The 14,209-nt window shown below is 65.6% G+C and carries 13 protein-coding genes and 1 rRNA gene; 2 read left to right on the plus strand and 12 right to left on the minus strand.

Translation table 11 applies throughout. From position 1 onward, the window contains the following. The 4 genes from nadC to BQ7355_RS02125 form a co-directional block, all read right to left on the minus strand. The gene (nadC, locus tag BQ7355_RS02110; protein ID WP_072414702.1) at positions 1-867 is read right to left on the minus strand and encodes a carboxylating nicotinate-nucleotide diphosphorylase; all 867 of its coding nucleotides are present in this window, start codon (positions 865-867) and stop codon (positions 1-3) included. Continuing rightward, positions 864-2,255 carry an L-aspartate oxidase gene (locus BQ7355_RS02115; protein WP_072414742.1) on the minus strand — a complete coding sequence of 464 codons (1,392 nt, stop codon included), beginning with the start codon at positions 2,253-2,255 and terminating at the stop codon, positions 864-866. Before BQ7355_RS02115 ends, nadC begins: the two co-directional genes overlap by 4 nt. A gap of 13 nt (positions 2,256-2,268) precedes the next feature. Then, positions 2,269-3,258, minus strand: a complete 990-nt coding sequence (gene nadA / locus BQ7355_RS02120; protein WP_072414703.1) for a quinolinate synthase NadA — start codon at positions 3,256-3,258, stop codon at positions 2,269-2,271. Positions 3,259-3,361: 103 nt separating this feature from the next. After that, a complete protein-coding gene (locus tag BQ7355_RS02125; RefSeq protein WP_072414704.1) occupies positions 3,362-3,925 on the minus strand; it encodes a hypothetical protein in 564 nt (187 codons plus the stop codon). A gap of 213 nt (positions 3,926-4,138) precedes the next feature. On the opposite strand from BQ7355_RS02125, the gene trxA reads away from it, so the two are divergent. After that, entirely contained in the window at positions 4,139-4,456 is a 318-nt protein-coding gene (gene trxA, locus BQ7355_RS02130) for a thioredoxin (RefSeq protein WP_072414705.1), read from the plus strand. Positions 4,457-4,838: 382 nt separating this feature from the next. Here trxA and BQ7355_RS02135 read toward each other — a convergent pair whose 3' ends face one another. Continuing rightward, the gene (locus BQ7355_RS02135; protein WP_072414706.1) at positions 4,839-5,942 is read right to left on the minus strand and encodes an IS110 family RNA-guided transposase; all 1,104 of its coding nucleotides are present in this window, start codon (positions 5,940-5,942) and stop codon (positions 4,839-4,841) included. Between the two features lie 189 nt (positions 5,943-6,131). On the opposite strand from BQ7355_RS02135, the gene BQ7355_RS02140 reads away from it, so the two are divergent. After that, positions 6,132-6,794, plus strand: a complete 663-nt coding sequence (locus BQ7355_RS02140) for an HAD family hydrolase (RefSeq protein ID WP_072414707.1) — start codon at positions 6,132-6,134, stop codon at positions 6,792-6,794. 90 nt (positions 6,795-6,884) lie between these two features. Here the strand turns inward: BQ7355_RS02140 and tsaD are convergent, their stop codons facing one another. From tsaD to rrf, 7 genes are all read right to left on the minus strand, one after another. After that, positions 6,885-9,320, minus strand: a complete 2,436-nt coding sequence (gene tsaD / locus BQ7355_RS02145; protein ID WP_072414708.1) for a tRNA (adenosine(37)-N6)-threonylcarbamoyltransferase complex transferase subunit TsaD — start codon at positions 9,318-9,320, stop codon at positions 6,885-6,887. Between the two features lie 164 nt (positions 9,321-9,484). Beyond that, on the minus strand, positions 9,485-9,991 hold the full coding sequence (gene tsaE / locus BQ7355_RS02150) for a tRNA (adenosine(37)-N6)-threonylcarbamoyltransferase complex ATPase subunit type 1 TsaE (protein ID WP_072414709.1): 507 nt from the start codon (positions 9,989-9,991) through the stop codon (positions 9,485-9,487). A 2-nt stretch (positions 9,992-9,993) separates the two neighbouring features. After that, on the minus strand, positions 9,994-10,653 hold the full coding sequence (locus BQ7355_RS02155; protein ID WP_072414710.1) for a uracil-DNA glycosylase: 660 nt from the start codon (positions 10,651-10,653) through the stop codon (positions 9,994-9,996). Positions 10,654-10,662: 9 nt separating this feature from the next. Then, a complete protein-coding gene (gene alr / locus BQ7355_RS02160) occupies positions 10,663-11,814 on the minus strand; it encodes an alanine racemase (protein WP_072414711.1) in 1,152 nt (383 codons plus the stop codon). Beyond that, positions 11,814-13,433 (minus strand): bifunctional ADP-dependent NAD(P)H-hydrate dehydratase/NAD(P)H-hydrate epimerase, encoded by a 1,620-nt coding sequence (locus BQ7355_RS02165; RefSeq protein ID WP_072414712.1) that lies wholly within the window; start codon positions 13,431-13,433, stop codon positions 11,814-11,816. Before BQ7355_RS02165 ends, alr begins: the two co-directional genes overlap by 1 nt. A 4-nt stretch (positions 13,434-13,437) precedes the next feature. Next, the gene (gene acpS / locus BQ7355_RS02170; protein WP_072414713.1) at positions 13,438-13,968 is read right to left on the minus strand and encodes a holo-ACP synthase; all 531 of its coding nucleotides are present in this window, start codon (positions 13,966-13,968) and stop codon (positions 13,438-13,440) included. Between the two features lie 134 nt (positions 13,969-14,102). After that, positions 14,103-14,209: ribosomal RNA gene (gene rrf, locus BQ7355_RS02175) — 5S ribosomal RNA — on the minus strand; the annotation flags it as partial.

Below are 14,209 nucleotides of genomic sequence, written 5' to 3' on the forward strand. Positions count from 1 at the left end.
CTACGAGTGCCTTTCATCGAGCATCTTGAGATGTTTGAGGGAGAGGTCGAGGATCGGCGCCGAATGCGTGAGGGCCCCGGAAGAAATGTAGTCGACGCCCAGGTCGGCGAGGGAGCGGATGTTCTCCGCGGTCACGTTTCCCGAAACCTCGGTCTTGGCGCGGCCGGAGATGAGCTCGAGCGCCTCAGTCATCTGCCGGGCGTCCATGTTGTCGAGCATGATGATGTCGGCTCCGGCCTCCACGGCCTCCCGCACCATGTCGAGATTCTCGCACTCGACCTCCACCGTGCAGGTGAACGACGCGTGCGCGCGCGCCGCCGCGACCGCCGCCCGGACCCCGCCCGCGGCATCGATGTGGTTGTCCTTGAGCATGACGGCGCTCGACAGGTTGAAGCGATGGCTGTGCCCGCCGCCGATGCGCACCGCTTCGCGCTCGAAGACCCGAAGGCCGGGCGTCGTCTTCCTGGTGTCGACGAGCTGCGTCCCCGTGCCCTCCAGCTCGCGCGCCATCTTACGGGTGTACGTCGCGATGCCGCTCATGCGCTGCAGGAAATTGAGCGCCACGCGCTCGCCCGTCAACAGCACGCGCGCGTCCCCGCGCACATGGGCGATCTGCTGGCCGGCCGAGACCTCGTCGCCGTCGGCGACGTCCGAGATGACATGCGTATCGGGATCCAGCAGCTGGAACGTGCGCTGAAACACGTCGAGGCCCGCGATCACGCCCGTGTCCTTGGCGATGAGCTCGACGCGGGCGGCGCGCGGACGGGGGCACACCGCCGCCGTGCTCACGTCTTCGAACGTTATGTCCTCGCGCAGAGCGCGCATGATCGCATCGTCGCCGGCAAGCTTCATGGTGATAGGGTTCATTCGGACTTCCTTTCGACGGAGGGGGATTCGATGAGGGCGTCGAGGGCGGTGCGCAAGCCGGCGAGGGGGCGATGGATCCCGTCGAGCGCGGGCTCGCCCGCCGGCTCCACGGCCAGGCTCTCGCCGACGGCGATGGCGTAGGCCGCGCGCCGCGCGAACACCAGGGACTCGAGCAACGAGTTGGACGCAAGGCGGTTCTTGCCGTGCACGCCGTTGCACGCCGCCTCGCCGGCAACGTACAGGCCCTCCAGATCGGTAGCCGAGTCCCGGTCGACGCGGACGCCGCCCATGAAATAGTGCTGGGTGGGCACGACGGGAATCGGCCCCTCGAGGATGTCGCGCCCCTCGGAGAGGCAGTGCTCGCGTATGTTCGCGAAATGGCCGCAAACGACCTCGCGATCCACCGGGTCAAATGACAGCCATACGTGCTCCGCGCCGTCGCGGCGCATCTGCTCGCGAATCGCCGCCGCGACGACGTCGCGCGGCTGGAGCTCGTCGCAGAACCGCTCGCCCGCGGCATCCAGCAGGATCGCGCCTTCCCCGCGGCAGCTCTCGGAGATCAGGAAGGTCCTCCCCGGGGCCTCGGAATACAGGCCGGTCGGATGAATCTGGACGCAATCGAGATCCTCCATCTCGACGCCATGCTCCGCGGCGAACAGGCAGGCGTCCCCCGTCAGCTGCGGATAGTTAGTCGAGTGCTCGTACACCCCGCCGATACCGCCCGTGGCGAGCAGCGTGTGCCCGGCACGTACCTCGAATGCGGGACCAACGCCCTCCGCATCGGTCCGCAGCTCCTCTGCGGTGCAAGCCGACAGCCCCTCCGGCACGGAGCGGCACAGCAGCCCGAGGCAGCGGTCCTTCCCACCTTCGGAATCGACGATAAGGTCAACCGCCGCCACGTGCTCGTATATCCGCACATTCGGAAGCGCGCGAACGGCATCGAGGAGCCTGGTCGTAATCGCCCTGCCCGTGATGTCCGCCTTGAAGGCGATGCGCGGCCGGGAGTGCGCGCCCTCCCGGGTGAACGCGAGCGACCCGTCGCCGGCGCGCTGGAACTCCACGCCGAGGGCGAGCAGGTCGTTCACAATCGCCCTGCTCGAACGGATCATGATGTCGACGCTCTCGCGGCGGTTCGCGCCATGGCCGGCACGCATCGTGTCCTCGAAGAACGAATCGTAGTCTCCCGCCTCGGGAAGCACGCAGATCCCGCCCTGGGCGAGCATCGAGTCGCACTCCTCGACGGCTCCTTTCGAGAGCATCACCACCTGGCAAGTCGCGGGCAGGTTGAGCGCCGCGTACAGCCCTGCGACACCGCAGCCCGCAATGACCACGTCGCAGACCGCGCTCTCCCCTGCCGGGGCGGCACGGCGAGCATCCCGTGTTTCCACGATCTCCACCCCCCTAGACGCGCGCCGCGCACTCGAGCATGCGGTCAAGCGTCCGTTGCGCCGACGCAGCCGCTTCTCCACGGGCGATCTCGACCGCACCCGAGGCGGTCTCCAGGCACGAGACGACCTTCGCGAGCGTCACGGATTCCATACCTTCGCAGGTGGGACGGGTGCGGGTGAAGTGGAACCGCTTGCCCATGCGGGCGCATCTCCGTTCGAGCTCGTAGGCGACCCCGTCCACGGTGACAACGATGAACTCCCCGGCATCCGATGCCTCCGCGAAATCGATGATCTCCGCCGTCGACCCGATGAAATCGGCCTCCGCGAGCACGCGCGCGGTGCACTCGGGATGCGCAAGCACGAGCGCGGCCGGATGCGCAGCCTTCGCCTCCAGCAGCTCCTCGAGGGAGACATCCTGGTGTCGCGGGCAGAAACCGGGGTTCAAGATGATGTGCTTATCGGGGCACTGCTCCGCCACGAACCTGCCCAGGTTTCGATCGGGGATGAACAGGATGTGCCGCTGCGGCAGGCCCGAGACGATCTTGACGGCATTGGACGACGTCACGCACACATCGCTCCAGCTTTTGATCTCCACCGTCGAGTTGACGTAGCAGACGACGGAGAGGTCGTCGCCGTACGCCTCGCGCGCGGCCGCCACCGCAGCCTTCTCCACCATATGCGCCATGGGGCAATCGGCCTGAGGCTCCGGCAACAAGACGGTCTTTTCCGGATTGAGCAGCTTCGCGCTCTCCCCCATGAACTCGACGCCCGCAAGAACAATCGTTGTCTGGGGAAGACTTTTGGCGAGCTTGGCCAGATAGAACGAATCCCCCACGTAATCGGCCACGGCCTGCACCTCGGGGGCAACGTAATAATGCGCGAGAATAACCGCGTCACGCTCGCGTTTCAGGCGTTCGATGTGATTTCTCAGGTCCTCCGGGACCGAGGCGGCGCGCGCGAGCGCCGGAGTCGCCGATGAGGCGGCGATGTCGTTGGCAGCCATATCTCCCCTTACGTTGAGCGTGTGCTGCCGGCAAGTATGGCATGTGTCTTGTCAGCTGACAAGACAGCTGACAAGACAGCACGAAATCATCCTCATGCGCTCATCAATACGGTTCGCCAGCCGGACCGATGCGCTTGATATACGACCACATGCGCCGCTTCTCCTGCGGGTCGGACAGCGCGGCCTCGAAACCGTCGAGCACCATGAGGCGTCGCCCCAGGACCGGGGCAACGAGGCCAGGGGCGAGCATGGCGGTCTCGAAATCCTCAATGACCACGAGCGCATCGGCATATGCCTCGCGCACGACGTCGGCCGCGGTCTCGTCGAGCACGAGGACGGCCTCGGGGTCGAGCGCCTCGAGCGCCTCCCGGAACAGATCGGGGTCGAGCGGGGATGCCAGCCCCTCCCGGACCGACACCGCGGCGAGGGCGCAGAAGTCCTCCGGGGCGTACCCGATCGCATCGAGCGCGGAGCGCAGGGCGCGTCCGTCAGGACCAGAAAGAAGCTCGGAGCCGGCGAGCTCGGCCGCGTTCAGATCGCCCTTCACCATCACGATGGGCGCGAACGCATTGCCCACCATGCAGACGCCCCGCCCCTCAAGGGAGCGCAGCTCCTCCTCCGTGGCCCGGACGAACGCCTCCTTGCGCTCTACCGCCGAAATCGCCATATGCCCCTCCATCCTCATCTGCTCCTGCCATCATACCGCTCGAGGGTCGGCGCGCGGGGGCATGCGGAGAGATTGCCCCATGCGACCAGAAGAAACGTTGGTGACCATGTCACAGAACGGCGCCGCGTGTGCAACGCATCCGCATATGTGGGTATAAGCCACCTCGACAGCAAAGAACCCGCACGTAACGGCGGGAGTCCCATAGGAGGAACCATGGCAGTCATCGAGGCCACCCCCCAAAACTTCAACGAGCTTCTCGCAAGCGACCTTCCCGTCCTCATCGACTTCTGGGCACCGTGGTGCGGCCCGTGCCGCATGCTCTCCCCCCTTGTCGACGAGCTCGCCGATGAAATGAGCGACCGCATCGTAGTCGCCAAGTGCAACGTCGACGAGAACCAGGACCTCGCCATGCAGTACGGCGTCATGTCCATCCCGACCCTCGTCATGCTCAAGGACGGCAAGGAGGCCATGCGCACCGTCGGCGCCATCCCCAAGCCCAAACTCGTCGCAGAGGTCGAGGCGGCCCTGTAACGCGGCAGCGGCACCCGACCCGCACCCGTCCCCTCCCCGGCGCGGCCCGTCTTGTGCGGGCCGCGCTTTTTAATATGAGTTGAACATTGTCAAGTGGCAAAAAGGCCCTGCCCTCCGCGGAGCTACCGCGGAGGGCAGGGTCCATCTATCTTCACCCGGTGGCCGCGCCGCTTGAGGGCGTGTCTGCTCGACGCACGTTCGGCACTCTAATATCCGCGGGTCGGAACCGCATCTCGTTGCTACGGCTGGGGGCCTCCGCTCGGTCGCAGTCTCGTGGCGGGCGTGGCGGTCTCCCGCCGCCCAGAAAAAGGACTGGAACGGCCTCCCAACGGCCTCGAGCGCGGCGAGCCCCCGGGGTCGGACTCCTATGGGGCCGCGGGCGCTACCGGGCCATGAGCGCTATCGCCCAGACCCAGCAGGCCATCTCGCGGGCCGTCGCGCAGTTCGCCACGCACGGCCTCTTCCCCGCCTGGGACATGGCGTCCCGCCTGTCCTGCAGGCGGCGGTTGCACTTCGCGGCGTGCCTCGACACGGCCGGCGCGACCCCGTGGCCCGGCCTCGGCTTCTTGGGGTGCCTCGTCGACATCGGGACGTGCCAGGACGCCTCGACCAGCGCGCGCCGGACGTGGCCGTTACCGGCGCGGGTGATCCCGCCGCGCGACTCCGTCTCGCCGCTCGAGCGCTCCGAGGGGGCCAGGCCGCACCACGAGGCGAACGACGGCGCGGTCGGGAACCTCGAGAAGTCGCCGGCCTCGGCGGCGAGCAGGAAGGCACTCGCGACGTCGATGCCCTTCACCAGGCAGAGCGCGTCGACGACAGGCGCCCACCCGGGGCGCGCGGCGGCCTCCTCCACCTTGCGCTCGAGCTCCCTCTTGGCCTCGGCGCAGCGCTCCACGGCGTCCATGTAGTGCTCGTAGGCGGCCGCGTCGTCGGCCTCGCCGAACTCGATCGACCTCGCCCACCTCCAGTACGCCTCGGTCCAGTTCGACCTGCGGCGCCCGGCCGGCGTCGTCTCGTCGAACACCAGGCCGTGCCTGAGCAGGAACTTGGACATGCGCTGCCTGGCGCGCTGCAGGTCGTCGCGGGCGTCCTCGAGCGCGCGGGAGAGGTCCCGGGCGGCCTCGGTGCGGTCATCGGGCACCCACACCTCGACGACGTTGCGGCAGGCGAGGAGCCTGGCCAGCCACTCGGCGTCGCGCCGGTCGTTCTTGCGGCCCCGGTCGGCCGCGGGCCGGTGCATCTTGGAGACGGCGCCCACGGCGCAGTCGACGCCGAGGGCGCGCAGGGCGCGGCACAGGTGGAAGCCGGTCGGGCCGCTCTCGTACACCGCCTTGGGCGACTCGAACCCCAGGACCCACTCGGCGACCGACGCCGGGTCGTAGCCGAACCTGGCCCGGACCACCTCGCCGGTCATGGGGTCGAAGGCGCATGCGGAGATGCTCCTCGCGTGGACGTCGAGACCGATGGCTGTGACATAATTGGACATGGCGGGCCCCTCTCCGTCGCATGTGGCGCGCGGCCACGGTTGGCGTTACGACCATTGTCGCCCGACCCACGATAGAGCTACAAGGGGAGGGGCTCCCAATGTTCAACTCATATCGTCTCATTCCGGATCCGCAGCGAATCGGCAGCGGCGGTGTACGATGGTCCGCACGCACCCAGACAAGGAGACCCCATGGCTTTCTCGCACGTCATCTTCGATCTCGACGGCACCATCCTCGATACCCTGACCGACCTTGCGGACGCGGGCAACCACGTCTGCGTCGAACACGGATGGCCCACGTACCCGGTGGACGCGTACCGATATAAAGTGGGAAACGGCATGCTCAAACTCGTCGAGCGATTCATGCCCGCAGAATTTGCCGGGAATGCCGCCTTGTTCGACCAGGCGCTCGGCGAATTCCGCGCCTTCTACGCCGAGCACAAGGAGGACACCACCGCGCCGTATCCCGGCACGCTCGAGATGCTCGATGAGCTCCGCGCGCGCGGCGTCAAGCTCGCCATCCTCACCAACAAGGACCACGAAGCGGCGGTTCCGCTGGTCGCGCGCTATTTCGGTACCGAGCGCTTCGAGATCGTCCAGGGAAGGACCCCCGCCTTTCCGGCCAAACCCGATCCCCAGGTGACCCGCCATGTTCTCGATGCGCTCGGGGCGGAAGCCGGTACCGCGCTCTACGTTGGAGATTCCGACGTGGACATCGCCTGCGGGCATAACGCCGGCCTGCGATCAGCCGGCGTCTCCTGGGGGTTCCGAGGGCGCAAGGAGCTCGAGCTCGCCGGCGCGGACTACGTCGTCGACAGTCCCGACGAGCTCATCGACATCGTGCTCAACAGCTGATTCCGCCCGCATCGCACCGCTTGGACCGAACAGGGAGGGAGCCGGCGCTCAGCCGGCTCCCTCCCCGTCTTCTGCATGCGGCGCGCGACGCTACAGCGTCATGTTCGGGTCAGCGTCCACATCGAGGGAGGCGAACTCGCCGCGACGATACTTCTCGCCGGCGACGACCGCGATCATCGCAGCATTGTCCGTGCAAGCGTGCTGTGGGGGCACCGTTACGCGAATTCCCTGCCGGCCGAGCTTCTCGATCATCATGCGGCGTAGATGGGGATTTGCCGCGACCCCGCCTCCGATGCAGTACTCGCGAGCGCCCGTCTCCCGCAAGGCGCCTTTCGCCTTCTTGTACTGAACGTCGAAGACGGCGGCCTCGAACGAGGCGGCGAGGTCGGGAAGATGGATCGTCCTGCCCGCAGCCGTCTCCTGCTCGATATACAGCGCGACCGCCGTCTTCAAGCCGGAAAGCGAGAAACGGTAGTCACCGCGGCTGTTCAGCGCTCGGGGGAACTCGATCGCCCTGGGGTTGCCCGTCTCCGCGAGCCGTGAGATAACGGGACCGCCCGGGTAGCCCAGGCCGAGCGCCTTCGCGACCTTGTCGAACGCCTCGCCCACCGCATCGTCAAGCGTCTCGCCCAGCACCTCGTAATCGCCCCATGCGCGCACATGCACGAGCATGGTGTGGCCTCCCGAGACAAGCGTGAAGATGAACGGCGGCTCGAGATCGGGGGTCGTGAGCTTGTTCGCGTACAGATGGCCCTCGAGATGGTTCACGCATATAAGCGGCTTGTCCGCCGCGTACGCGAACCCCTTTGCAAACGCGACGCCCACGACCAGGGCGCCGACCAGGCCGGGCCCCTGCGTAACGCCGACCGCGGCGAGCTCGGACGGCATCAGGGGGCCTTCCCCCAGTCCCAGGGAACGACCGGCTTCCTCGAGCGCCGCGTCGACCACGCCGACGATCACCTCGACGTGCTTGCGCGATGCGATCTCGGGAACGACGCCCCCGAATCGAGCATGGAAATCAATCTGGGTGGATACCTGATTCGCAAGAAGGTTGCCCTCGGCGTCGATGACGGCGACGGCGGTCTCGTCGCAGGAGCTCTCGATCGCAAGGACCGGCTGACGGCGGGCGATCAGATCGAGTTCGCTCGCGCTCCTCTGCGGAACGGTGAGCGGCCAATCGCGCGCGGACGCAGCGGTCGGTTCGGGCGACGCGGGATCGAGCGGCAAAACGAGCGGGAGGCTCGCATGCATCACGATGGCATCGCGGCCGGCGCCGTAGTAGGAGCGGCGGCGGCCAACGGCCTCATACCCCAGCTCCGCATACAGCGAGAGAGCCGCCTCGTTTCCGTCCTCAACCTCAAGCGAAGACGTCGTGCAGCCGAGCACCTGCGCATCGTAGCTCACGTGAGCAAGCAGCTTGCGGGCGATACCGGAACGACGATGGGATGCGGCGACCGCGACATCGAGAATCTCCACATCGCGATCGACCACCATGCCTCCGGCGAAACCGATAAGCTCGCCATCGTCGTGGGCGACCCACCACGACCGCGCTGCGGCGGCGTCCGGATCGAGCTCGGATAGGAAGGCGGTGGCGCTCCAGGGCGCATGCCCCGCCCCTTCGAAGCTGACGCGCTCAAGCTCGGCCATGGCCTCGGCATCCGCCGATGCCATGGGCCGAAACTGCAGATGACGTCCTGCGAGCTCCTCGGCGACGCCGGTCAGCATCGCATTCGGGCTCTCGCTTAGACCCAGCCGGCGGCGCTCGTTCTCCTCGGCGTCCGACAGGCGCGTGTAGACCGGGAGAACGGCCGCGGGGTCCGTAGAGCCCGCGGCGGCGAGGCCCTCGGGGCTCGCGGCGGCGGAGAGAAGCCCCGCGCCGCTGGGCCACCACAGCTCGCGCGGCAACGCATGCTCCATGAGCCCCATGTGCTCAAACAGCGCGCCATGACGCACCAGGCCGTCACCCGTAAGCTGAAGCGACGCTGCGTCGACGCGGGCCGCCCACTCCTCCGCAACCGCCGCCGCCTTCACGACCCGCTCGCGCTCGAACAGGCGGTGCGGGCCCTCGTCGTCCAAATCGTACAGAGCGGGATAGATCTCTCCGCGCATGGCATCGGCCGCAACGGCGAGCCGCCCGCGCGTCCCCGCCTGCCACGCGGACCACGCGCAAGCATCGAGCGTCGATGCGCCCATGAGGGGGACGTTGGCGCCGCAGGCAAGGCCCTTTGCCGTCGATATGCCGATACGCACGCCCGTGAACGACCCTGGACCGCGACCCACCAGATAGCCGCCCACGTCCCCGCGCGTCATCCCCGCATCCGCGAGCGCCGCGTCGATCGTCTCGATCAACTCGACGTTCGCCCGGCGACGGCATGCGTGATCACGCGAGGACAGCACCTCGACGCACGCCCGCGAAGGGGTATCGTCAAGAAACACCTCGGGTGTCCACCATGCGACCGCGCAAGCGAGCATGTCCGTGGACGTGTCCACGGCGACGACCAGCGTGCGCAATTCATCCAACTTCATCTTCGTCACCTCAGAGTATGCACATTGCATCGATATCGTACGGACGGGTGATGGGCGCGAGCCCCCCTCTTTCGGCGCGTCAGGCTGCGTCGCCAATCGGTTCCGGCGTGCGGGGCCCCCAAACCACACCCCTGATGCGCCTGGGGCGCGGGCGAGACCGAGCGCTATCGGGACAGCGCCAAAACGGCAGCGTCGATCGCATCGGCCAGCTCGCATGCGCGTGCACCGAGCGGGTCCAAACCGATGGTGCGAACGTCAGGGTCGCCGTCAAGCCGCTCGATGCGCACCGACAGGAACTCGTCACACAGCTCATCTTGGAACTGTTCGCCCCACTCGAGCAGACAGACCCCCTCATATCCAAGCACATCGTAGATGCCCGTGTCTTCCAGCTCGTATGCGTGCTCCAAACGGTACAGGTCGAAATGGAACAAGGGGATTCTTCCCCCATCGTGAACGGCCATGAGCGCAAACGTGGGACTCGTCACGGGATGGTCGTCGCCAAGCCCTGCCGACACGCCCTTGGTGAAGTGCGTCTTGCCGACGCCTAGGCCGCCCGTCAATACGAGGACATCCCCTTCCCGGAGCAACGGCGCCACAAGGCCGCCGAGGCTCACCGTGTCCTCGACGCACTCGGACCTGTACGCGAGCGGTGCGATTCTTTCCAGCGCCATCGTCATTCCCCTAAACGCGGAAGGGCATCGGATTGCGCCGCCCCATCGACCCGCGGCTCGCCCTGGGGATGCTCGGCAAGATACTTCCCCAGCATACGGAAGTCCGCCTCGAGAAGCTCCTGCCATGCAGGGTTGCGCAAGGCCGCGGCGGGATGGAATGTCGGCATGACGACGAAATGCCCCATCTGATGGAAGCGCCCGCGCAACTTGGTGATTCCGATCTCGGTCTTCAGAACGAAATGCGTCGCGGGGTTGCCCAGCGTCACGATAACATCCGGCCAGACGCTCCGAATCTGCTCGCGCAGAAAGGGGGAGCAGGCGAGCACCTCATCCGCCAAGGGATTGCGGTTTTGCGGCGGCCGGCACTTCAGAACATTCGCGATGTACACATCCTCGCGCACGAGGCCGGCCAAGGAAAGGATTCCGTTCAGGTTCTCCCCCGCCCTGCCCACAAACGGCTCGCCCTGCAAATCCTCATGTTTACCGGGCGCCTCCCCCACGAACATGACGCGCGCATGGGGGTTTCCGGTGCCGAACACGATATTCGTCCTCGTCTGGCAAAGCTGGCACAGGCGGCAGTCGCCCATGACCTCGCGGATCTCGTCCAGCCCGACCTCGCGGGGCCCCTGCTTCTCGTGTCCGGGGATGTGCATGACGCCCATAGCGCTCCTTTACACGTAGACCTTGTCCAGTCGCATGCCGAAACCGCAGGCAACTTCGTAGTTGATCGTTCCGCGAAGACGGGCCATCTCATCCATGGTGATTTCGGAATCGCCATCGCGACCGACGATCGTCATGACGTCGCCGTGCTCCGCCTCGGGAATCTGGCAGACCGGCGTCTGCTGCACCGCGACCATGCATTGATCCATGCAGATGTTGCCCACCTGCCGAATCCTGACGCCTCGATACAGCACCTCCATACGATTCGACAGGGTGCGCGACAAACCGTCAGCGTAGCCGAGGGGCAGCGTGCAGATCTGCACGCGCGTCCGCGGCACGCGATACGTAAAGCCGTATCCCACGCCCTCCCCCATTGCAGGATGGGCGGTGCGCGTCACGCGAGCCCGTACGCTCATGACCGGATCGAGCTTGATGGCACCGTGCGTCGCGTCGCACGGGTGCAGTCCGTACAGGCCGACTCCCGCCCTGATCATGTCGTAATGCGTCGACGCGTCGAGAATCGAAGCCGGGGTGTTATCGCAATGCACGATGCCGCACTCGTACCCGGCGTCACGCATCGCCGCGACAGCCTCATCGAAACGCGTGCACTGGAGCTTGTAGTCCCACCCGTTGATGTCGTCCGCGGTGGCGAAATGGGTGAAGACGCCGTCGCAGGCTATGCCGCGGTGGAAATCTATCTCGCGCCTGAAGTCCAAAACATCGGCGTAATGCACGCCGATGCGGTTCATCCCCGTCTCAATCGCCATATGGTATTTGCCCACACATCCGAGCTGCACGGCGCGCTCGCCATACGCCATCGCAAATTCGGACGTGTACAGAGATGGCATGATCTGGTGCTCGAGCAGCGTGTCGATTGCAGCGAGGGGCGGTTCGTTCAACACGAGAACCGGAACCGAGATCCCCGACCGGCGCAGCTCGACTCCCTCGGCCACCGTAGCGACCGCGAGCATGTCCGCGCCGGCGGCCTGCATGATCTTCGCGCACTGAGGGGCCCCGTGTCCGTACGCGTCGGCTTTGACGACGCAGCAGAGGCGTTGACGCGGGCCGAGCAAGTTCTTGAAGGCGCGCGTGTTGCGGCGAAGGGCGCCTTGGTCTATCTCAACCCATGCCCAGCGCGTCTGAGGCTCTTTGCGTATCGACATCAGTGCTCGCCCTCCCGATCGTCAAGAAGGCCAAGATCGCGAGCCGCCTCGGCTTCGACAAGGTTCATGGCCTCGCCGATCAGATCGATCAGGTCGGTCGCGATGACGCTCTTCTCGCCGTATTGCGCGGCGGCCGCAAAACCCGTGTAAGAATGGAGTGCGACGGCATACGCGGCAAGCATCTCCCAGCGATCCACGTCCCCATGGGAGGTCGCGACGCAGCCCGCGATGATACCGGCGAGCACGTCGCCCGATCCCGCAGTCGCAAGCGAAGCGGGTCCCGATAGGGGGAGCAGGACCTTCTCCACTCCCACGATGGCCGTAGTCGCGCCCTTCGCGATGACGATCAGGTTGTCAGACCCTACGGCCCAGACGATTTCGCGCGCCGCATCCACGGCATCCGCCAGTCCGCTGATCGGAATGTCGCCGCACAGGCGCGACAGCTCCTTATGATGCGGCGTGAAGATGAGCGGGGCCTCGCGGCGATACAGCTCGGGCGTCTTCTCGATACCGTCTATAGCCATGCGCGCAAGGCAGTTGAGCGCATCGGCGTCGAGGATGAGCGGGACGTCCATCTCAAGGAGCCCGAGAACAACCTGGAGACACCCGGACGCGGTGGTCATGCCGGGACCGCAAAGCACGCAATCGAACTTGCCCGCGATTCCGCAGACGACCTGACGCGCCGCAGCGCCAAACGAGCCGCGCGTGTCAGACGGTATAGCCACGACGGGAATAGAGGGAACGGCCATGCGAATGAGGTTTGCACAGGCGTCGGGAGCCGCAACGGAAACATAGCCTGCCCCCGCACGCGCCGCAGCCTTCGCCGCCATGATGGCCGCACCGGGATATTGGGCGGAACCGGCGACCACCAGCACCGACCCGCGCGTATATTTGTTGACGTTGGAAGCGAGCGGCTCGATGAAGTCGACCAGATCTGCGCTCTCGACGATCTCGGCAGCATGGTCGACGTCTCCGATGACCTCATCGAGTCGATTGTACAGCTCTCCAACCTCAAGGTCGCCAACATAGCCGGGGCCGTCGGCACTGAACAGACCGATTTTCGGAGCGATCATGGTGACGGTCTTGTCTGCGCGCACGCAGCATTCCTCCACGACTCCGTTCTGCGCATTGAGGCCGGAAGGAATATCGACAGAAACGACAATCGGGCCCAGCTCGTTCAGCGTGGGAATCCAAATGGAGAACGGTGGACGAACGCGGCCATGGAACCCGGTGCCGAGAATAGCATCCACAACGACATCGGCGCTTCCGATAAGCTCTGCAAGCTCATCGCGAGAAGGCCCCACCACAACGGTGACGTCGCGCCCGGCAGTTCGCCGCGCAACGTGACGAGCAAGAGCGCTCGGGATCTCATTGGGCTCGACAGGAGTCACGACAGTCACGTCGACATCCTTCTGGCGAAGAATGTCGGCTGCAACCCATCCGTCACCGCCGTTATTTCCAAAACCGGTCAACACGAGAACACGTTTAGGGTCATAGTCGGCAACGATACGAGCGACATGTTCACCCGCATGCTCCATAAGCTCTGCTTTAGACGTACCCTGGCGTTCGATGATATTTTCAAGCTCGGTGACTTCATCAGTCGTGAGAACGGCCCTCATTGAACTACTCCTCCACGAGACGATCGGAATCTATTGAAACATCCTCTTGAACTTGAACGCGCTCGAGCTCATCGAGCACGAAACGCGCGTCTTTAAACGACCGGGCGATGCGAGCCCGGTCGTCTTCTTTAGAAGGCCTTGGCTTAGGACGCGCATCCGCCGGTATAGCCATGGCATTGGCAACAGCCAAATCACTTGTAAAGGAAAGTGAGATGACGACCTCGACAACACCGAGGTCGCGGGCAACCCGCTCAGCACCGCCCGTCAGCACGGCATGGGGCTTCCCTCTATCATCACGAGAGACCGAAACGTCACAGCGTCCAACACCTTGACCGAATCCAGTTCCCAAAGCCTTGAGGACAGCTTCTCGCGCAGCAAAGCGGCAGGCGTAATGAGCGGCGGGGCGAGCAGACGCTTGACAATAGGAGCGCTCCTCATCCGTAAACATCTTCTGAATGAACGCAGGGTTTTTTTTGAGAATGGATTCGAACCGAGAGATCTCGACGATGTCGACGCCAATACCCGCTTCGGCCATACGCACCTCCTTCAATGTATCAATAACCAATACATTGTATCCCCAAAGCGCTGGCGCGGGTGCCGCGCCCCCTAAACGCGAAGAGGCCCCCGCGGTCTCCCGCGGGGGCCTCTTCGACCGAAACGCCGTCCACCGGTCAGCGGCGCCCTGCTCTCCCACGGGCTTGCCCCGCAGTACCATCGGCGCGGTGCGGCTTAGCTTCCGGGTTCGGAATGGGACCGGGCGTGCCCCGCACGCTGTG

Source organism: Collinsella phocaeensis, from assembly GCF_900119895.1.
GTDB lineage: Bacteria > Actinomycetota > Coriobacteriia > Coriobacteriales > Coriobacteriaceae > Collinsella > Collinsella phocaeensis.